Below are 20,114 nucleotides of genomic sequence, written 5' to 3' on the forward strand. Positions count from 1 at the left end.
CACAGGGATTGCGCATGACGAACGGTCTGCGCAATACCCAACAACATTTCCACATAATCCACGAATAAAATCTCGCCAATAACGACTTTTCGAGTATTCCTCTCAAAGTTTTTCGACTGCTTGCCATCCTTCCTCGCCGCGGTTAGGGTTGAAGGCATGAAAACCTCTCACACCCTCATTCAGCTTCGCCAGCACCGCAGCCTGTGCCTCGTCAGCGCACGACTGCCGGGCTGAATCGCAGTGCCTCGCCCCCGGTTTTATCCCACGTATTTTTGATCCACCGGCAGGCCGCCACTTTTCGGCCAACAGAATAAGGACTTCCCAGATGAGCATGCTCAAAAACCCGTCTTCCAAATACCGCGCGTTCCCGACCATCGACATTGCGGATCGCACCTGGCCGTCGAAGACCATCACCGCCGCGCCGATCTGGTGCAGTTCCGACTTGCGCGACGGCAATCAGTCGCTGATCGAGCCAATGGACGCGGTGAAGAAGCTGCGCTTCTGGAAAACCCTGGTGTCGGTGGGCGTGAAGGAAATCGAAGCTTCCTTCCCGGCGGCCTCGCAAACCGACTTCGACTTCGTGCGGACCTTGATCGAAGACGGCCACATCCCGGACGACACCACCATTCAGGTGCTCACCCAGGGCCGTGAAGACCTGATTGCGCGCACCTTCGAATCCCTTCGCGGGGCGAAAAAGGCCATCGTCCACCTGTATAACGCGACCTCCCCTTCCTTCCGCCGGATCGTCTTCAACCAGGACAAGGACGGCGTCAAGGAAATCGCGGTCAGCGCGGCCAAGCTGTTCGTCAAATATGCCGCCCAGCAGCCGGAAACCGAATGGACGTTCGAGTACTCGCCGGAGACCTTCAGCGCCACCGAGCTCGAGTTCGCCAAGGAAGTCTGCGACGCCGTGATCGAGGTCTGGAACCCGACCCCCGAACACAAGATGATCCTCAACCTGCCCGCCACCGTTGAGTGCGCTACACCGAATATCTACGCCGACCAGATCGAGTGGTTCGGTCGTCACATCAACCGTCGTGACAGCGTGATCATCAGCCTGCACACCCACAACGACCGTGGCACTGGCGTTGCGGCCACCGAACTGGGCTTGATGGCCGGCGCCGACCGCGTCGAAGGCTGCCTGTTCGGCAACGGCGAGCGCACCGGCAACGTCGATCTGGTCACCGTGGCCTTGAACCTCTACACCCAAGGCGTCAACCCTGAGCTGGATTTCTCCGACATCGACGGCGTGCGCAAGGTCGTCGAGGAGTGCAACCAGATTGCGGTTCACCCACGTCACCCGTACGTCGGTGACCTGGTCCACACCGCATTCTCCGGCTCGCACCAGGACGCCATCCGCAAGGGCTTCGCCCAGCAGCAACCGGACGCCCTGTGGGAAGTGCCGTACTTGCCGATCGACCCGGCCGACATCGGCCGCAGCTACGAGGCCGTGATTCGCGTCAACAGCCAGTCCGGCAAAGGCGGTATCGCCTACCTGCTGGAACAGGAATACGGCATCAACTTGCCACGCCGCATGCAGATCGAGTTCAGCCAGGTGGTCCAGCGCGAAACCGATCGCCTGGGCCTCGAGATGACGGCTCAGCAGATCCACGCCTTGCTGCACAGCGAGTACTTGCAGGCCAACACCCCGTACGCGCTGGTCAGCCATCGCCTGCAGGAAGAGAACGGCCATAGCTCGGTCGAAGTGGAAGTTTCCAGCAAAGGCCAGGGCGAAACCAACCTGCACTGGCGCGGCAAGGGCAACGGTGCCCTGGAAGCCCTGGTGGCCGGCTTGCCGATCCCGGTGGAAATCATGGACTACAACGAACACGCCATCGGCGCGGGCACCAATGCCAAGGCAGCGGCCTACATCGAGCTGCGTGTGAACGGCGAACGTGCAGTGCACGGCGTGGGCATCGATGAAAACATCACCACCGCCAGCTTCAAGGCCCTGTTCAGTGCCCTGAACCGCTCCCTGAGCCAGCCACAGGCCAAAGCGGCGTAACACGATAGCCACAGCGCAAAGGCCCCGGGGTGTGAACCTCGGGGCCTTTTTGTTGGCTTTCTATTTTGCGTTGCCTGTCAGGCAACAAGACTCTCAAGTGAACGCGAAGGTATCGGCATCCAGATCAGCCGGGAACCGTGTGCGGTAAGCGGCTAGCTCGGCAGCATCCAGCACCACCTTGAACACCCCGTCGGCCTCGCCGGCGCTGAGCAGCGTCTCGCCCTGGTAATCCAGCACCTGGCTGTCGCCGGTATAGGCAAAGCCCTTGCCATCGGTGCCAACACGGTTCACCGCTGCCACGTAGCACAGGTTCTCGATCGCCCGCGCCGGCAACAAGCGGTTCCAGTGCTGACGCCGGGCTCCCGGCCAGTTGGCGGTGTACAGCAACAGGTCGGTGTCGTGTGGGTCACGGCTCCAGACCGGGAAGCGCAGGTCGTAGCAAATCAGTGGACGCACCCGCCAGCCCTTGAGTTCGAACTGCACCTGACGCTCACCCGGGGTGAAATGGTGGTGCTCGCCCGCCATGCGGAACAGGTGGCGCTTGTCGTAGTGCCAGACCTCGCCGTCCGGTCGCGCCCACAATAGCCGGTTGCGATGACTGCCATCGGCCGCCTGGACGATCACACTGCCAGTGATCACCGCGCCCAGCTTCGCCGCCTGAGTCCGTAACCATTTACTGGTCGGGCCGTTTTCCGCTTCGGCGAGGGTCTCTGACTCCATGGAGAAACCCGTAGTGAACATCTCCGGCAGGATGATCAGGTCCGCGCCGCGTGCCTGCTCCAGCAACGGCTCGAAATGCTCGAGGTTGGCCTGACGGTCATGCCAAGCCAGCGTGGTCTGGATCAACGCAACATTAAGATTGGGCAAGGTACTCAGATCACGCATAGTTTTTCCGCTGCCTCTCGCAGGGTCTCCTCTCGCTTGGCAAAACACAGGCGCACCAGACGCTGTTCCTGCGGTGGATTCTGGTAGAACACCGACACCGGGATTGCCGCCACACCGTGCTCGCGGGTCATCCACATCGCCATGTCGACGTCGTTCAGGTCCGGGCGAATCGCGGAATAGTCGACCAACTGGAAATAAGTGCCGGCTGCCTTGGTAAAGCTGAAACGCGAAGGCAGGAGCAAATCGCAGAACAGATCGCGCTTGGCCTGATAGAACGCCGGCAACTCCTCGACATGCTCCGGATGCTCGGCCATGTAGTCGGCCAAGGCGTACTGCAATGGGGTGACACCACAGAAACTAACGTACTGGTGCACCTTGCGCAGTTCCGCGGTCAATGCCGGTGGCGCGACCACATAACCGGTCTTCCAGCCGGTAACGTGATAGGTCTTGCCAAACGAGCTGACCACAAAGGCGCGCTGATACAGCTCTTCGTGGGCCAGGACACTGACATGGGGCACGCCATCGAACACCAGGTGTTCATATACCTCGTCGCTGATCACATAGATGTCGCGGTCGCGGATCAGCTCGGCCAGTTGATCCAGCTCGGCACGGGAGATCAGTGCACCGCTGGGGTTATGCGGCGAGTTGAGGATGATCATGCGCGTGCGCGGGCTCAACGCTTCACGCAACTTCTGGAAGTCGATGGCAAAGTCCTTCACCCCAAGCTGCACATGCACGCAACGCCCGCCCGCCAGTTCCACCGAAGGCTCATAGCTGTCGTAGGCCGGGTCGAAGACGATCACTTCGTCGCCGCTGTGGATAACCGCCTGAATGGCGCAGAAGATCGCCTGGGTGGCACCGGGCGTGATGGTCACCTCGGTGTCGGCATCGACCCTGGCACCGTAGCTGCGGGCAATCTTCGCGGCCACTTGCTCGCGCAGCACCGGCAGGCCGGTCATGGGTGAGTACTGGTTGTGGCCACTGGCAATATGCCGCCCCACTGCATCGCGCAGGGCCTGCGGGCCATCGAAATCGGGAAATCCCTGGGACAGGTTCAGCGCACCGGTCTGCGCCGCGAGCTGAGACATTTGGGTGAAGATGGTGATGCCGACATTCGGCAGCTTGCTGGTGATCATCGGTGGGCCCCTGCAGGTGAGCTGCAAGTTTCAAGCGACAAGCTGCAAGCGGTCAAGCGTCAAACCGCCAGGCACAAAAAAGGGCCCCGAAAAGGACCCTTTCTTGGTGTCGGTGCGAGCTACAAGCTACAGAGTTGAAGCAGGCAAGCTCTTCACTTGCCGCTTACAGCTTACAGCTTGCAACTGCCCTTTTACCTTTTATCACGGCGCTTCTTGTCGGCTTTCTTGTGGTGCGACATCAAGCGACGCTTCTTGTTGACCTGACGGTCGGTGAGCGTGTTCTTGTTGGCTTCGTACGGGTTTTCACCCCCCTTGAACTCGATGCGGATCGGCGTACCGACCAGCTTCAAGACACGACGGTAGGTGTTTTCCAGGTAACGGACGTAAGAGTTCGGAACCTTCTCGACCTGGTTACCGTGGATCACGATCAACGGCGGGTTGGCACCACCCAAGTGGGCGTAACGCAGCTTGATCCGGCGGTTGTTGACCATCGGTGGCGCGTGCTCGCCAACGGCGTCTTCGAGGATCTGGGTCAGGCGGTTGGTCGGCCAGCGAGTGATCGCCGACTTGAACGAGTTCTGTACCGACTGGTACAGGTTACCCACGCCAGTGCCGTGCAGTGCCGAGATGAAGTGGATGTCGGCGAAGTCGACGAAGAACAGCCGACGCTCCAGTTCGACCTTCACGAAGTCACGTTCCGACGGCGTCATGCCGTCCCACTTGTTCAGGGCGATGACGATGGCACGACCAGCTTCCAGGGCAAAGCCCAGCAGGTTCAGGTCGTGATCCACCACGCCCTCACGGGCGTCCATCACAAAGATCACCACGTTGGCGTCTTTGATCGCTTGCAGGGTCTTGACCACCGAGAACTTTTCAACTTCCTCGTTGATCTTGCCGCGCTTGCGCACACCCGCGGTGTCGATCAGCGTGTACTTCTCCTCGTTACGCTCGAACGGGATGTAGATACTGTCGCGCGTGGTGCCGGGCTGGTCATAGACGATTACCCGGTCTTCACCGAGCATGCGGTTGACCAGGGTCGACTTGCCGACGTTCGGGCGACCGATGATGGCGATCTTGATGCCATCTTTTTCGCTTGGGCCAGGAATGCGCACCGCTTCTTCGCCTTCGGCGACGTCGGCGTTCAGGTCCTCTTCTTCGGTGTCACGCGGGAATTCGCTCAGGGCGGCTTCCAGCAGTGTGTTCACACCGCGACCTTGCGCACCGGCAACACCAATGGCGTGGCCCATGCCCAACGGAGCAAATTCAGCACGGGCCATTTCAGGATCGATGTTGTCGATCTTGTTGGCCACCAGCAGGGAGCGTTTGTTGCGCTTGCGCAAGTGCTCGGCAATCATCTGGTCGGCGGCGGTGAAGCCAGCCTTGGCGTCTACCAGGAACAGAACGACATCGGCTTCTTCGATAGCCAGCAGCGACTGCTGGGCCATCTTTTCGTCCATGCCGTGTTCATCACCGGAAATACCACCGGTGTCGACCAGGATGTAGGAGCGCCCTTGCCACTTTGCCTCACCGTATTGGCGATCACGGGTCAGACCGGAAAGGTCGCCGACAATAGCGTCGCGGCTTTTGGTCAGGCGGTTGAACATGGTGGATTTACCGACGTTCGGTCGGCCCACCAGGGCGATTACGGGAACCATGCGGCTCTCCACTTCGTTATTTCAGAAAATACAAAAGCCGCTGCGAGGCAGCGGCTGGTGCTCGGGGCAGCGCCTGCAAGCGCTGCAAACCCCGGAAATCCGGGGCTGCCTGGGGTATTAACCCCAAGCATAGTCCTTACTTGATGGTCAGGGCTTCCAGTTTGCCGCTGTTGCCATACACATAAATCGTGTCACCCACCACCAGCGGACGGGCACGAAGGCCGTCGCTGTCGATGCGTTCACGGCCGACGAAACGACCGTCCACCTGACTCAGCAGGTGCAGGTAACCTTCCAGGTCACCGACTGCAACGTAGCTGGAGAACACTTCCGGAGCCGACAATTGACGGCGGGCCAGCGAATCGTTGCTCCACAAGGCCGTGGTGGAACGTTCGTCGACGCCTTCAACCGTGCCTGAAGACAGGCTCACATAGACGTTACCGAAACCCTGGGCGACACCGGCATAGCTGGAAGCATCACGCTGCCAGAGCTGGCGACCGCTCTCCATGTCCAGCGCCGCAACGCGACCCTGATAGCTGGCGACGTACAGGGTACCGCCAGACAACAGCAGGCCACCGTCGATGTCGACCACGCGATCGAGTTCCGAACGACCTTGCGGGATCGCGACGCGAGTTTCCCACACCGGCACGCCGTTGGAGATGTTCAGCGCCACGACTTTACCGGTCGACAGACCGGCCAGCGCCAGGCGATTGGTCACGATCGGCGCACTGGTGCCACGCAGGGTCAGTACGGCCGGTGTGCTGTCATACAACCAGCGCTGGTTGCCAGTGGCCGCATCCAGGCCGATCAGGCGATCGTCCTGGGTTTGCACCACCACCACGTCACCGTTGTTCGCAGGCGGCGCCAGCACTTCGCTGGTCACACGAGCGCGCCACTTTTCTTCGCCGTTGATGGCGTCCAAAGCGACCACTTCGCCCTTGAGGGTGCCGATCATTACCAGACCGTAACCCACGCCGACGGCGCCGGAAACAGGCAGTTCAAGATCCTTTTTCCACTTGACGTCACCGTTGCCGCGATCCATCGCCACGACCACGCCGCTGACATCGCCGGCATAGATGGTATTGCCGTCGATTGCCGGCACCAGCATGTTGTAGGTTTCGCCCTGACCGTCACCGATCGAACGGCTCCACTGCTTTTGCAGGACCACTTCTTCCTTGAAGTCGACCAGCTCCGCCGGTGGCAGTTCTTTTTTGCTGTTGCTGCTGCAACCCGCGGCCAGAACGGCCAGAGCCAGCAATGCTGCATGTTTCCAACGGATCACGTCACGCATCCCCTTTGGCCAGGTCGTCCAGTTTGATTTGCAGGCCGCCTACCGCTGCTTCATCCGACAGCGCCGCCTTGGCTTTTTGATACGCCGCGTGGGCTTCGTCGGTACGGCCCAACTGGACCAGCAGGTCACCCTTGAGCTCTTCACGAGTGGCCAGGAATGCTTTGTCCGCATCGCCTTCAAGCAGTTTCAGGGCCTCATCGACCTTGCTCTGCCCAGCCAGCACCTGAGCCAGACGCTGACGCGCCACTTCACCCAGGGCTGCGTTGGCCGGCTTGTCGGCAACGGCCTTGAGTTCGCGTGCAGCGTCATCGAGCTTGCCGCTGTCGACCGCGACTTTCGCCACGAACAGGCTGCCGTATTGCGCGTAGGCAGTGCCGCCGAACTCGCTATTGAGCTTGTTCGACAGGTCCGCGACACGGGCCATGTCAGGCTTGCCGTCCGGGGTCAGCGTGGTTTCCAGCAATTGCTGATAGAGCATCGAGGCGCCTTGCGACTGGTTGCCCTGATACTTCTGGAACGCCTGCCAGCCGAACACGATGACCAGCGCCAACAGGCCGCCAGTGACCAGGGGTTTACCGTTGCGCGTCCACCAGTCCTTCAAATCCGCCAGTTGTTCATCTTCGGTACTCGACACCCCAATACTCCTTATTCGCTAAATCGGCTGTTGGACAGCTTCAACCCTGCACGACGCAGGTGGCCAGGTGAGCGGCGAGCGCATCCCAGGCAATGCTTTGTTGTTCGCCCTGGCCACGCAGGGGTTTGAAACCTACCACTTGCTGGGCCATTTCGTCGTCACCCAGGATCAGTGCGTACAGTGCACCGCTCTTGTCGGCTTTCTTGAACTGGCTCTTGAAGCTACCGGCGCCGGCATTCACTTGCAGGCGCAGGTTGGGCAACTGGTCACGCACCCGCTCGCTCAAGGTCAGGCCGGCCAGCTCGGCCGCTTCGCCGAAGGCGCACAGATAGACATCGACCTGACGGGAGATTTCCTGCGGGATCTGCTCCAGGGTTTCCAGCAGCAGCACCAGGCGCTCGATACCCATGGCGAAACCAACGCCCGTGGTCGGCTTGCCGCCCATCTGCTCGACCAGGCCGTCGTAACGGCCGCCCGCGCACACAGTGCCCTGGGCCCCCAGCTTATCGGTGACCCATTCGAAAACGGTCTTGCTGTAGTAATCCAGCCCGCGCACCAGCTTCGGGTTGATCACGTAAGGAATGCCGGCGGCGTCCAGGCGAGCCTTGAGGCCCTCGAAGTGAGCGCGCGACTCCTCGTCGAGGTAGTCGGCCATCTTCGGCGCATCAACCAGTACCGCCTGGGTATCGGCGTTCTTGGTGTCGAGCACCCGCAGCGGGTTGGTTTTCAGGCGGCGCTGGCTGTCTTCGTCCAGTTGGTCCAGGCGGGCCGACAGGTACTCGACCAGGGCCTCGCGATAACGACCACGGGATTCGCTGGTACCCAGGCTGTTGAGCTCGAGCTTGACCGCGTCACGGATGCCCAGCTCGCCCCACAGGCGCCAGGTCAGCACGATCAGCTCGGCATCGATGTCCGGACCATCGAGGTTGAAGACTTCAACGCCGATCTGGTGGAACTGGCGATAACGGCCTTTCTGTGGACGCTCATGGCGGAACATCGGGCCGATGTACCAGAGCTTCTGCACCTGGCCACCGCCCGTGATGCCATGCTCCAGCACCGCGCGCACGCAGGCCGCCGTGCCTTCGGGGCGCAGGGTCAGCGAGTCGCCGTTGCGGTCCTCGAAGGTGTACATCTCTTTTTCGACGATGTCGGTCACTTCACCGATGGAGCGCTTGAACAGCTCGGTGAACTCGACGATCGGCATGCGGATCTGCTTGTAACCGTAGTTATCCAGCAGACGCGAGACGGTACCTTCGAAATGACGCCACAACGGGGTCTGTTCGGGCAGGATGTCGTTCATGCCACGAATGGCTTGTAGAGACTTGCTCACAAAAATTCCTTAATTCGTTCGATCAGCCGCGAGCGATGACCGCTGCGTCAGCTTCGACCTTTTCGGCCGCTTTCTCGCGGATCAAGCGTTCAAGCTCATCCACGAGATTTTCATTCGTCAGTTTCCGCGACGGCTTGCCGTCGATATAAATCAGGTTCGGCGTGCCGCCGGTCAGGCCGATATGGGCCTCTTTGGCTTCACCAGGACCGTTGACCACGCAACCGATGACCGCCACATCCAGCGGCACCAGCAGATCCTCGAGGCGCCCTTCCAGTTCGTTCATGGTCTTGACCACATCGAAGTTCTGCCGCGAGCAACTCGGGCAGGCGATGAAGTTGATACCACGGGAACGCAGGTGCAGGGATTTGAGAATGTCGTAGCCGACCTTCACTTCCTCGACCGGGTCGGCCGCCAACGAGATGCGAATAGTATCGCCAATCCCTTCGGCGAGCAGCATACCGAGGCCCACGGCGGATTTCACTGTGCCTGAACGCAAACCGCCGGCTTCGGTGATCCCCAGGTGCAGTGGCTGCACGATTTCCTTGGCCAGCAGACGGTAGGCTTCAACGGCCATGAACACGTCGGAGGCCTTCACGCTGACCTTGAAGTCCTGGAAATTCAGGCGTTCAAGGTGCTCGACGTGACGCAAGGCCGACTCCACCAGCGCGGCCGGGGTTGGCTCGCCATATTTCTTTTGCAGGTCTTTTTCCAGGGAACCGGCGTTCACTCCGATACGGATCGGGATCCCGCGGTCGCGGGCCGCATCGACCACCGCACGCACACGGTCTTCACGACCGATGTTGCCCGGGTTGATCCGCAGGCAATCGACACCCAGTTCGGCGACGCGCAAGGCGATCCGATAGTCGAAGTGGATGTCGGCAACCAATGGCACCTTGACCAGCTGCTTGATGCGACCGAAGGCTTCGGCGGCATCCATGTCCGGAACGGAAATCCGCACGATATCGACGCCAGCCGCTTCCAGGCGATTGATCTGGGCCACGGTGGCGGCCACATCGTTGGTATCGCTGTTGGTCATGCTCTGCACAGCGATAGGCGCATCACCGCCCACCGGTACCGAACCGACCCAGATCTTGCGGGATTCGCGACGTTTGATTGGAGATTCGCCGTGCATGACTTATTGACCCAACTTCAGGCGAGCAGTCTCGCCACTGGTGAACGGAGCTACATCGACCGCTTGCCCGTTGTAGCTGATCTGCGCGCCACGGGCAAAGCCCAGGCGTACTGCAAAGGGTGGCTTGCCGCTGAGGTCGACGGCCTCGCCTTTACGCTTGAGACCGCTCAACAGCACTCTGCCGTTGCCATCGGTGACTTGTGTCCAGCAGTCGGCCACGAACTGGATCCGCACCTGACCGGCGCCGGCCACCGGAGCAGTCGGTGCTACCGTCGGGGCAGCAGGGACTACCGGAGCTACCGGGGCTGGCGCGACAGGCGCCGGAGCAACGGCGGCGACGGCCACGACCGGGGCGGCTGGTGTCACAGGCGCCACGACAACCGGAGCGGCCGGCGTCACGACCGGGGCTGCCTGGGCCGGTACCTGGGTGTTTTCCTGGACCTCGGCAGTTGCTGCGGCCTCAGGCAACTCCAGCGGCGTGGTGCTTTCGGTCTGGGCTTGTGCCACCGCCTGATCTTCCGGCTCGTCGAGCGGGTGGATCTGCGTGGTGCCATCGGCGCCTTCGACTTCGACATGTTCCGGGTTCAAGCCGATCAAATCCTTGGTGCGCAGCGAGGTTTGATCCTGCCACCAGACAAAACCGCCACCCACGACGGCGATCAGCAACAACAGGCTGACAATGCGCAAAATGGTGTGGGAAACGCGGCTTGGCTCTTCGATGCGACCCAGGCTGTGTACGTTGCTGCCTTTGGCATCGGTGCCGGTGTGCTGGTCGAATTGTTGAACCAGGACGGCCTGGTCCATGTCGAGCAGTTTGGCGTAAGCGCGGATATAGCCACGGGCAAAGGTGTGCCCTGGCAGCTTGTCGAACGCGCCGGCTTCCAGATTGCTCAGGGAAATCACAGTGAGATTGAGCTTCAGAGCCACTTCGCTCAGCGACCAACCATTGCTTTCACGCCCCTGACGCAGGGTCTGGCCAGGGTTTACGCGAGTCGCTGCTACAACTTCGGGATGCGCCGCTTTCATCATTGCTCCGACAGGTATTGCTGATATTCCGGTGTACCGGGATAGAGTCGTTTTAATTGCAGGCCTAAACTGGCGGCCTTGTCACGATCGTCGAACACGTCGGCCAGCCGAACGCCGAGCCATAGACTACGTGCATTTTGCTCGGCTAGCAGGCTAAAACGGTCGTAATAGTCACGCGACGGCACATAATGCCTGTCTTCGAAGGACAACTCAGCCATTTCCAGCAATGCACGGGGTTGTTGACGATTCAGGCGCAGGGCTTTTTCCAGCTGTTGCCGGGCCAGGTCGCGCTGCCCCAGCATCGCGGCGGTCATGCCCAGGTTCTCGAACACCCGCGAACGTCCAGGGTAAAGGCTATCGGCGGCAGCTTGCTCAAAGCGCTCGTAAGCTTCCTTGTAACGTTTCTCTTCAAAGAGAAAGCTGCCGTAGTTGTTCAGGATACGCGCATCATCCGGGCGGGCTGCCAGGGCCTTGCGAAAATGCTGGTCAGCCAGTTCAGGTTCCATTTCGGCCTGAAACACCAGGCCCAGGGCAGCATTGGCTTCGGCGTCCGAACCATCGAGCTCCAGGGCCTTCTTGAGCGGCACCTTGGCCTGCTCGGTCATGCCCTGTTGCAGATACCCCATGCCCAACTGCACGTAGGCAGTGCGCGCCTCGTCACGGCCCTTGCTGGTTTTCATCGGATCGAAGTCACCCGACAAAACACAGCCAGCCGACAGGCTGGCAAACAGCAAGAGCAGCGCAACGCGCAGGGACATAGAGATCCTCTCTTAGGTACGATTCGCAGCGTCTTGCGCGATATCGCTGTCGGCGCTCAACTCACGCACGGCAATATAACGTTCGCTACGACGGGTGCGATCCAGCACCTGTCCTACCAATTGACCACAGGCCGCATCGATGTCTTCGCCGCGTGTGGTACGCACGGTGACGTTGAAGCCTGCGTGATGCAGTTGATCCTGGAAACGCCGGATGGCGTTGTTGCTCGGACGCTCGTAACCGGAGTGCGGGAACGGGTTGAACGGGATCAGGTTGATCTTGCACGGGATGTTCTTGAGCAACTCGATCATTTCAACCGCATGCTCGACCTTGTCGTTGATGTCCTTGAGCAAGGTGTACTCGATGGTCAACACGCGCTTTTCGCCCAGGGACGACATGTAGCGCTGGCACGACTCGAGGAGCATCTTAAGCGGATACTTCTTGTTGATCGGCACCAATTGGTTACGCAATGCGTCATTGGGTGCGTGCAGAGACAACGCCAGGGAGACGTCGATGTGCTTGGACAGTTCATCGATCATCGGCACCACGCCCGAGGTGGACAGGGTCACGCGGCGCTTGGAGATCCCGTAGCCCAGGTCATCCATCATCAGATGCATGGCGGCCACGACGTTGTCGAAGTTCAGCAGCGGCTCACCCATGCCCATCATCACCACGTTGGTGATGGCACGGTCGGCGGTTGCCGGGACGCTGCCAAAGGATTTGTTGGCAATCCACACCTGGCCAATGACTTCGGCGGCGGTGAGGTTGCTATTGAAGCCTTGCTTGCCGGTGGAGCAGAAACTGCAGTCCAGGGCACAGCCTGCCTGGGACGAAACGCACAAGGTGCCGCGTTTGCCCTGGGGAATGTACACGGTCTCGACGCAGCTGCCGGACGCCACGCGCACCACCCACTTACGGGTGCCGTCGCTGGAAATGTCCTCGCTGACCACTTCGGGACCACGAATTTCAGCAACGACCTTGAGCTTTTCGCGCAAGGCCTTGCTGACGTTCGTCATGGCGTCGAAATCATCGACGCCAAAGTGGTGAATCCATTTCATTACCTGACCGGCACGGAAACGCTTCTCCCCGATTGAGTCGAAGAATTTTTCCATTTCCAGCTGAGTCAGACCCAGCAGGTTAGTTTTAACAGTCGATGTAGTCATGGATTCACCTTCACTCTTAAGCCAATGCTTAGCGAGTGGTTACTTCAGTAGCTGCGAAGAAGTACGAGATTTCGCGAGCAGCAGCGGCTTCGGAGTCCGAACCGTGTACAGCGTTGGCGTCGATGGAATCAGCGAAGTCAGCACGGATGGTGCCGGCAGCTGCTTCTTTAGGGTTGGTAGCGCCCATCAGCTCACGGTTCAGAGCGATAGCATTTTCGCCTTCCAGAACCTGGACAACAACCGGGCCGGAGATCATGAAAGCAACCAGGTCGCCGAAGAAACCACGAGCGCTGTGCTCAGCGTAGAAGCCTTCAGCTTCAGCCTTGGACAGTTGCTTCAGTTTCGAAGCTACAACGCGCAGGCCAGCTTTTTCGAAACGAGTGGTGATCTCGCCGATAACGTTTTTTGCAACAGCGTCAGGCTTGATGATGGAGAAAGTACGTTGAACAGCCATGGTGTAACTCCAGAAACGGTAATTTGCGAAAAATTAAACCCGCGAATTATACGCGGGTTCTTTGGTATTGCCTAACGGCGTACGGTGCGTTCAGTCGGCTTCTTCGATCCAGGCCGCTTGAATTGCTTCAAGCACCTTCTCGCCACCGCGGGTGGGGTCATCACTGAACTCCGGCAATGCCAGCACCCACTGGTGCAGATCGACGAAGTTCACGTAGCGCGGGTCCACATCCGGCTTGGACTCAGCCAGCTGGATCGCGATTTCCAGCACATCAACCCATTTAAGACTCATGACAATTCCTTGAATCAGTGCGGCGCTTCGGCAGCATGGTTGAGCGAGTATTTCGGAATCTCGACGGTCAGGTCTTCGGTCCCGACCTTGGCCTGACAGGCCAGGCGCGACACGGCTTCCAGCCCCCAGGCCTTATCAAGATAGTCTTCCTCCAGCTCGTCAGCCTCTTCCAGAGAGTCGAAGCCTTCGCGAATCAGGCAGTGGCAGGTGGTGCAGGCGCAGACGCCGCCACAGGCACTTTCCATCTCGATATGGTGCTCATGAGCCAGTTCGAGGATGGACACACCGGTCTCAGCCTCCACAACCATGCCGTCCGGGCAAAACTTTTCGTGTGGCAGAAAAATGACCTGCGGCATCGTTATTCCTCAATCTCATTCAGGTTGCGCCCCGCCAGAGCGGCTTTCACCGTCGAGTCCAGGCGGCGGGCAGCAAAAGCATCGGTCACTTGCGACAGACGCTTGGTCTGCTGCTCGATGGCATAACCATCGGTACCTTTCATCAGCTCGGCCAGTTCTTGCATCTGCAGTTCGATGACCATGCGTTCTTCGGCGTCGAGCAGACGATCACCGTCCGCATCGAGGGCGCCCTGCACCGCTTCGATCAAGCGCTGGGCATCGACTTGCTGCTCACGCAGCACACGGGCGACCTTGTCGTCGTTGGCGTGCTGGAACGAGTCCTTGAGCATGCGGGCGATTTCGCCGTCGGTCAGGCCGTAGGACGGCTTGACCTGAATGCTCGCCTCGACGCCCGAACCCAACTCACGAGCCGAAACGCTGAGCAGGCCATCGGCGTCGACCTGGAAGGTCACGCGAATCTTCGCCGCACCCGCGACCATGGCCGGAATACCGCGCAACTCGAAGCGCGCCAGGGAGCGGCAATCGCTGATCAGCTCGCGCTCGCCCTGCAGCACATGAATCATCATGGCCGACTGGCCATCTTTGTAAGTCGTGAAGTCCTGGGCCCGCGCGACCGGAATGGTGGTGTTGCGTGGAATCACCTTCTCCATCAGGCCGCCCATGGTTTCCAGCCCAAGGGACAACGGAATCACGTCAAGCAGAAGCAGTTCGCCACCATCGCGCTTGTTGCCCGCCAGGGTATCCGCCTGGATCGCGGCACCGATGGCCACCACTTGATCCGGGTCGATTTCGGTCAATGGCTGACGACCGAACGCCTCGGCCACGGCCTGGCGCACACGGGGAACGCGGGTCGAACCGCCCACCATCACCACCGCATGCACATCATCCAGCTCGATACCCGAGTCGCGAACGGCACGGCGGCAAGCCTTGAGGCTGCGGGCGACCATGGGCTCGATCAGCGCATCGAAAGCTTCACGCGTCAGTTCGGCTTTCCAGTCACCGTAAGCGACTTCGACCACCGAGGCGTCCGTCAGGGCTTCCTTGGCCGCGCAAGCGGTTTGCAGCAAGTGGCGCTGCGTGCCCGGATCGAGATCAGCGGACAGACCAGCGCACTCGATGATCCAGCCGGCAATCGCGTGATCGAAGTCATCGCCACCCAGGGCACTGTCGCCACCGGTAGCCAACACCTCGAACACACCACCGGTCAGGCGCAGAATCGAAATATCGAAAGTGCCGCCACCCAGGTCATAAATGGCGACCAGGCCTTCGGCCTGCTGGTCCAGACCATAGGCCACCGCTGCCGCGGTCGGCTCGTTGAGCAAGCGCAGCACGTTCAGACCGGCCAGCTTGGCCGCGTCCTTGGTGGCCTGGCGCTGGGCATCGTCGAAGTAGGCCGGAACGGTGATCACCGCACCGACCAGCTCGCCACCCAAGGTCGCCTCGGCGCGCTGACGCAGCACCTTGAGGATGTCGGCGGAGACTTCGACCGGGCTTTTCGGCCCCTGCACGGTGTCGATGAACGGCATGTGCGACTCGCCGTCGACGAAACGATACGGCAGTTGCTCGCCCAGCTGCTTGACGTCGGACAGACCACGACCCATCAAGCGCTTGACCGACAACACCGTGTTCAACGGATCGGCAGCGGCCGCCAGCCTGGCGGACTCGCCCACCTCGACACGGTCGGCGTGATAGCGCACCGCAGACGGCAGGATGACCTGTCCGGCAGCGTCGGCCAGAGGTTCGGAAAGACCACTGCGCAACGCAGCGACCAGCGAATTGGTAGTGCCCAAGTCAATCCCCACAGCCAGGCGACGCTGGTGCGGTTGAGGACTTTGGCCGGGTTCGGCGATCTGCAGTAGGGCCATCGTAATCAGGACTTATCTGTATATCAGGCGTGCAACCTTGGCGGCACTGGGTTAATCGTCGAGGCGCTCTTCTAACTGGCGCACTTCGTAAGTGAGCTTGTCCAGGAACTGCATGCGCCGCATCAGGCGCTCGGCCCGTTCACGTTGCACGGCATCGTTCCAGCAAGCTGCGAAGCTTTGGTTCAGTTCATCCTGGGCGACTTTCAGGCGGCGCTTGAACGCGGCAACGCCATTCAGGTCAGCACTGTCCTGCAGGTCTTCGAGCTCTTCACGCAACTCCATCTGCTGCAGAAGAAACTCCGGATCATGCACCGTGACCTCCAGCGGCAGCTCGCGACCGTCCAGGGCGAGCAGATAACGCGCGCGCTTAGGGGGGCTCTTGAGCGTCTGGTAGGCCTCGTTGAGGCTCGCGGATTTCTCTAGCGCCAGCCGCTGCTCACGCTCGGAAGCGTCGGCAAAGCGGTCTGGATGGACGCCGCGCGCCAACTCACGGTAGCGCGTAGCCAACTGGTCGAGGTCCAGGTTGAAGCTCGGTTGCAGCTCAAACAAAGCAAAATGACAAGGAGTACCCACGAGCAGCCTCAGATGTTGAAGCTTTCGCCGCAGCCACATTCACCGCGCACGTTGGGATTGTTGAACTTGAAGCCTTCGTTCAACCCTTCCTTGACGAAATCGAGCTCGGTGCCGTCAAGGTACGCCAGGCTTTTCGGATCAATGATCACTTTCTCGCCGTGACTTTCGAATACCTGATCGTCCTCGCCAACCTCATCGACAAACTCCAGCACGTAGGCAAGGCCGGAACAGCCCGTGGTGCGAACACCCAGGCGAATCCCATCACCCTTGCCGCGCCCGTTGAGGGAGCGTCGCACGTGTTGAGCAGCCGCTTCTGTCATGCTGATAGCCATCGGTGACTCCTTACTCGTCGCCAAATCTTGAAAGTCAGATCAAGCCTTTCTTCTGCTTGTAATCGCGAACAGCGGCCTTGATGGCGTCTTCAGCGAGAACCGAGCAGTGGATTTTCACTGGCGGCAGGGCCAGTTCTTCAGCCAGCTGAGTGTTCTTGATGGTTTCTGCCTCGTCCAGCGTCTTACCCTTCATCCACTCGGTGGCCAGGGAGCTGGAAGCGATGGCGGAACCGCAGCCATAGGTCTTGAACTTGGCATCTTCGATGATACCGGCTTCGTTGACCTTGATCTGCAGGCGCATCACGTCGCCACACGCCGGAGCGCCGACCATGCCGGTGCCGACATCAGGATCTTCCGCGTCCATCTTGCCGACGTTGCGCGGGTTTTCGTAGTGGTCGATGACCTTTTCGCTATAAGCCATGGTACTTATCCTCACTCATCAGAGAGTCGCTCTTCGGGCCCTGCACGCCTGCATTTCAATGCGCGTGACAGGACCCATGTGCGGCGACTTATATATCAGTGTGCCGCCCACTCGATCTTCGAAATGTCGACGCCGTCTTTGTACATGTCCCACAGCGGCGACAGGGCGCGCAGCTTGGTGACGGCCTCGCAGACTTTCTGCGCGGCGTAATCGATTTCTTCTTCGGTGGTGAAACGGCCGAAGGTGAAGCGGATCGAGCTGTGTGCCAGTTCGTCGTTGCGGCCCAGGGCGCGCAGTACGTACGAAGGCTCAAGGGACGCCGAGGTGCAGGCCGAACCGGACGACACCGCCAGATCCTTGAGCGCCATGATCAGCGACTCGCCTTCGACGTAGTTGAAGCTCAGGTTCAGGTTGTGCGGTACACGGGCAGTCATGCTGCCGTTGACGTACAGTTCTTCGAGGTCTTCGACCTGCTTGAAGAAACGGTCGCTCAAGGCTTTGATGCGAACGCTTTCGGCAGCCATGTCTTCCTTGGCCACGCGGAACGCTTCACCCATGCCAACAATCTGGTGGGTCGCCAGGGTGCCGGAACGCATGCCACGCTCGTGACCGCCGCCGTGCATGGTCGCTTCCAGGCGAACACGCGGCTTGCGGCTCACGTACAGCGCGCCGATGCCTTTTGGACCGTAGGTCTTGTGCGCCGAGAACGACATCAGGTCGACTTTCAGCTTTTGCAGGTCGATTTCGACCTTGCCGGTGGACTGCGCGGCGTCGACGTGGAACAGAATGCCCTTGGAGCGGGTCAGTTCGCCGATGGCCGCAATGTCGTTGACGGTGCCGATCTCGTTGTTCACGTGCATCACCGACACCAGGATAGTGTCATCGCGCAGCGCGGCTTCGATCATCTCGGGCGTCACCAGGCCATCTTCACGCGGGTCAAGGTAAGTCACCTCGAAACCTTCACGCTCCAGCTGGCGCATGGTGTCGAGGACCGCCTTGTGCTCGATCTTGGTGGTGATCAGGTGCTTGCCCTTGCTGCCGTAGAAATGCGCGACACCCTTGATTGCCAGGTTGTCGGACTCGGTGGCACCGGAGGTCCAGACGATTTCACGCGGGTCGGCGTTGACCAGGTCAGCGACCTGGCGGCGAGCGTTTTCGACCGACTCTTCGGCTTTCCAGCCGAATACGTGGGAACGGGACGCCGGGTTACCGAAGTTTCCGTCGACCAGCAGGCATTCACTCATTTTTTGCGCGACACGCGGATCAACCGGGGTGGTCGCAGAGTAATCAAGGTAAATCGGCAATTTCATGGACTATCTCCTAAATCAGGCTGGCTGGCGTGCCGCTAGCTCTTGGGCTGTCATTCGACGGCGGACGCTTCAATCTTGTCCAGACGCGGCGTCTTGCTGTTGCAACGACGCTGGTCCTGACGCTGGGCTACTTCTTGTACCTCACGGCGAGTGACAAGATCAGCCAAGCTGATACCGCTGAGAAATTCGTGGATTTGCAGGCTCAGATCACACCACAAGTGGTGGGTCAGACAGGTGTCGCCACCATGGCAATCACCCAGCCCCTGGCATTTGGTTGCATCGACCGATTCGTTCACCGCATCAATGACCTGAGCCACCTGGATCCCCTGCATATCACGCGACAGCTGGTAGCCGCCGCCTGGACCGCGAACACTGGACACCAGGTTGCTGCGGCGCAGTTTGGCGAAAAGCTGTTCGAGGTAGGACAGGGAAATGCCTTGGCGCTCGGAGATATCAGCCAGGGACACCGGCCCATGCTGCGCGTGCAACGCCAGGTCAAGCATGGCGGTGACAGCGTATCGGCCTTTTGTAGTCAGTCGCATGGACAATTACCACGGAGTTTCGGGATGGGGACGAGTATGCAATTCCCGAGTATTTAAGTCAACTATAAGACCTAGTACTTTAGTCAGGTTTACCCGTAAAAGAGCGCGCGCACTATAGCAAAGTCTGCGGCTTAATGGCACACCCGTGAGGCGCACCACACAGCCGCGACACAAACCATGCCATCAGCTCGCCTGACTTTCGTCCTTGCCCTTCACGCAGGCGAAGTCCTCCTCACGCAGCTCAGGCAGGTCCTTGGCACAGTACGGGCTACCCAGGTCCTTCAGCGCGCCGCACATATCCTCCAGCCGACCGTCCACCGCCTGCAGATGATCCAGCAACTGCCCGATGGCACGCGCCACCGGGTCCGGCATGTCTTCGCTGACGCCATAGGCGTCGAACCCAAGCTTCTCGGCCATGGCCTTGCGCTTGGCTTCCTGTTCGTCGTCAGACTTGACGATGATCCGCCCAGGAATCCCGACCACCGTCGCACCCGCCGGCACCGCCTTGGTCACGACGGCATTGGAGCCGACCTTGGCCCCAGCGCCCACCGTGAACGGCCCCAGCACCTTGGCGCCCGCCCCCACCACCACGCCATCTTCCAGCGTCGGGTGGCGCTTGCCTTTGTTCCAACTGGTGCCGCCCAGGGTCACGCCCTGATACAGGGTGACGTCATTGCCGATCTCAGCGGTTTCGCCGATGACGATGCCCATGCCGTGGTCGATAAAGAAGCGCCGGCCGACCTTGGCGCCCGGATGAATCTCGATCCCGGTCAGCCAGCGACCGAAGTTCGACACCAGTCGCGCCAGCCATTTCCAGCCCATGCCCCACAACGCCGACGACAGGCGATGAATCCAGATGGCGTGCATGCCCGGGTAGCAGGTCAGCACCTCAAACGCATTACGTGCCGCCGGGTCGCGGTGGAAAACGCTCTGGATATCTTCACGCAAACGCTCGAACAT

The 20,114-nt window shown here is 60.2% G+C and carries 21 protein-coding genes; 1 reads left to right on the plus strand and 20 read right to left on the minus strand.

Features of this window, described 5'->3' with window-relative positions; translation table 11 throughout:
- Nucleotides 1–325 precede the first annotated feature (325 nt).
- The gene (gene leuA / locus CKW07_RS22450) at nucleotides 326–2,005 is read left to right on the plus strand and encodes a 2-isopropylmalate synthase (protein WP_095147097.1); all 1,680 of its coding nucleotides are present in this window, start codon (nucleotides 326–328) and stop codon (nucleotides 2,003–2,005) included.
- A gap of 93 nt (nucleotides 2,006–2,098) precedes the next feature.
- Here leuA and CKW07_RS22455 read toward each other — a convergent pair whose 3' ends face one another.
- From CKW07_RS22455 to cysE, 20 genes are all read right to left on the minus strand, one after another.
- Nucleotides 2,099–2,890, minus strand: coding sequence for an amidohydrolase (locus CKW07_RS22455; RefSeq protein ID WP_095147098.1), 792 nt, complete (start codon nucleotides 2,888–2,890; stop codon nucleotides 2,099–2,101).
- On the minus strand, nucleotides 2,878–4,026 hold the full coding sequence (locus CKW07_RS22460) for a pyridoxal phosphate-dependent aminotransferase (RefSeq protein WP_095147099.1): 1,149 nt from the start codon (nucleotides 4,024–4,026) through the stop codon (nucleotides 2,878–2,880). The genes CKW07_RS22455 and CKW07_RS22460 overlap by 13 nt, the downstream gene beginning before the upstream one ends.
- A 191-nt stretch (nucleotides 4,027–4,217) precedes the next feature.
- On the minus strand, nucleotides 4,218–5,681 hold the full coding sequence (der, locus tag CKW07_RS22465; RefSeq protein ID WP_095147100.1) for a ribosome biogenesis GTPase Der: 1,464 nt from the start codon (nucleotides 5,679–5,681) through the stop codon (nucleotides 4,218–4,220).
- A 136-nt stretch (nucleotides 5,682–5,817) separates the two neighbouring features.
- Nucleotides 5,818–6,969, minus strand: a complete 1,152-nt coding sequence (gene bamB / locus CKW07_RS22470) for an outer membrane protein assembly factor BamB (RefSeq protein ID WP_095147101.1) — start codon at nucleotides 6,967–6,969, stop codon at nucleotides 5,818–5,820.
- Entirely contained in the window at nucleotides 6,962–7,603 is a 642-nt protein-coding gene (locus CKW07_RS22475; protein ID WP_095147102.1) for a tetratricopeptide repeat protein, read from the minus strand. The genes bamB and CKW07_RS22475 overlap by 8 nt, the downstream gene beginning before the upstream one ends.
- Before the next feature lie 40 nt (nucleotides 7,604–7,643).
- The gene (gene hisS, locus CKW07_RS22480; RefSeq protein WP_095079953.1) at nucleotides 7,644–8,933 is read right to left on the minus strand and encodes a histidine--tRNA ligase; all 1,290 of its coding nucleotides are present in this window, start codon (nucleotides 8,931–8,933) and stop codon (nucleotides 7,644–7,646) included.
- Between the two features lie 22 nt (nucleotides 8,934–8,955).
- Nucleotides 8,956–10,065 (minus strand): flavodoxin-dependent (E)-4-hydroxy-3-methylbut-2-enyl-diphosphate synthase, encoded by a 1,110-nt coding sequence (ispG, locus tag CKW07_RS22485; RefSeq protein WP_095147103.1) that lies wholly within the window; start codon nucleotides 10,063–10,065, stop codon nucleotides 8,956–8,958.
- 3 nt (nucleotides 10,066–10,068) lie between these two features.
- On the minus strand, nucleotides 10,069–11,091 hold the full coding sequence (locus CKW07_RS22490) for a RodZ family helix-turn-helix domain-containing protein (protein ID WP_095147104.1): 1,023 nt from the start codon (nucleotides 11,089–11,091) through the stop codon (nucleotides 10,069–10,071).
- Complete coding sequence (pilW, locus tag CKW07_RS22495; protein WP_095147105.1) at nucleotides 11,091–11,849, minus strand: type IV pilus biogenesis/stability protein PilW; 759 nt, start codon at nucleotides 11,847–11,849, stop codon at nucleotides 11,091–11,093. The genes CKW07_RS22490 and pilW overlap by 1 nt, the downstream gene beginning before the upstream one ends.
- Before the next feature lie 12 nt (nucleotides 11,850–11,861).
- The gene (rlmN, locus tag CKW07_RS22500; protein ID WP_095147106.1) at nucleotides 11,862–13,010 is read right to left on the minus strand and encodes a 23S rRNA (adenine(2503)-C(2))-methyltransferase RlmN; all 1,149 of its coding nucleotides are present in this window, start codon (nucleotides 13,008–13,010) and stop codon (nucleotides 11,862–11,864) included.
- Nucleotides 13,011–13,038: 28 nt separating this feature from the next.
- The gene (gene ndk / locus CKW07_RS22505; protein WP_007916882.1) at nucleotides 13,039–13,464 is read right to left on the minus strand and encodes a nucleoside-diphosphate kinase; all 426 of its coding nucleotides are present in this window, start codon (nucleotides 13,462–13,464) and stop codon (nucleotides 13,039–13,041) included.
- Nucleotides 13,465–13,554: 90 nt separating this feature from the next.
- Nucleotides 13,555–13,755 (minus strand): Fe-S cluster assembly protein IscX, encoded by a 201-nt coding sequence (iscX, locus tag CKW07_RS22510; RefSeq protein ID WP_007941386.1) that lies wholly within the window; start codon nucleotides 13,753–13,755, stop codon nucleotides 13,555–13,557.
- A 14-nt stretch (nucleotides 13,756–13,769) separates the two neighbouring features.
- Nucleotides 13,770–14,111 (minus strand): ISC system 2Fe-2S type ferredoxin, encoded by a 342-nt coding sequence (gene fdx / locus CKW07_RS22515; RefSeq protein ID WP_095079940.1) that lies wholly within the window; start codon nucleotides 14,109–14,111, stop codon nucleotides 13,770–13,772.
- 2 nt (nucleotides 14,112–14,113) lie between these two features.
- Nucleotides 14,114–15,976, minus strand: coding sequence for a Fe-S protein assembly chaperone HscA (gene hscA / locus CKW07_RS22520; RefSeq protein ID WP_095147107.1), 1,863 nt, complete (start codon nucleotides 15,974–15,976; stop codon nucleotides 14,114–14,116).
- Nucleotides 15,977–16,027: 51 nt separating this feature from the next.
- On the minus strand, nucleotides 16,028–16,549 hold the full coding sequence (gene hscB, locus CKW07_RS22525) for a co-chaperone HscB (protein WP_095147108.1): 522 nt from the start codon (nucleotides 16,547–16,549) through the stop codon (nucleotides 16,028–16,030).
- 8 nt (nucleotides 16,550–16,557) lie between these two features.
- Nucleotides 16,558–16,881: an iron-sulfur cluster assembly protein IscA gene (gene iscA / locus CKW07_RS22530; protein WP_095147109.1), complete on the minus strand. Its 324-nt coding sequence runs from the start codon at nucleotides 16,879–16,881 to the stop codon at nucleotides 16,558–16,560.
- A gap of 34 nt (nucleotides 16,882–16,915) precedes the next feature.
- The gene (gene iscU / locus CKW07_RS22535) at nucleotides 16,916–17,302 is read right to left on the minus strand and encodes a Fe-S cluster assembly scaffold IscU (RefSeq protein WP_028620148.1); all 387 of its coding nucleotides are present in this window, start codon (nucleotides 17,300–17,302) and stop codon (nucleotides 16,916–16,918) included.
- Between the two features lie 95 nt (nucleotides 17,303–17,397).
- On the minus strand, nucleotides 17,398–18,612 hold the full coding sequence (locus CKW07_RS22540; protein ID WP_095147110.1) for an IscS subfamily cysteine desulfurase: 1,215 nt from the start codon (nucleotides 18,610–18,612) through the stop codon (nucleotides 17,398–17,400).
- A 50-nt stretch (nucleotides 18,613–18,662) separates the two neighbouring features.
- Nucleotides 18,663–19,154 (minus strand): Fe-S cluster assembly transcriptional regulator IscR, encoded by a 492-nt coding sequence (gene iscR, locus CKW07_RS22545; RefSeq protein ID WP_019693470.1) that lies wholly within the window; start codon nucleotides 19,152–19,154, stop codon nucleotides 18,663–18,665.
- 183 nt (nucleotides 19,155–19,337) lie between these two features.
- Complete coding sequence (gene cysE, locus CKW07_RS22550; protein WP_095079929.1) at nucleotides 19,338–20,114, minus strand: serine O-acetyltransferase; 777 nt, start codon at nucleotides 20,112–20,114, stop codon at nucleotides 19,338–19,340.

It is taken from the genome of Pseudomonas sp. Irchel s3b6 (assembly GCF_900187415.1).
GTDB lineage: Bacteria > Pseudomonadota > Gammaproteobacteria > Pseudomonadales > Pseudomonadaceae > Aquipseudomonas.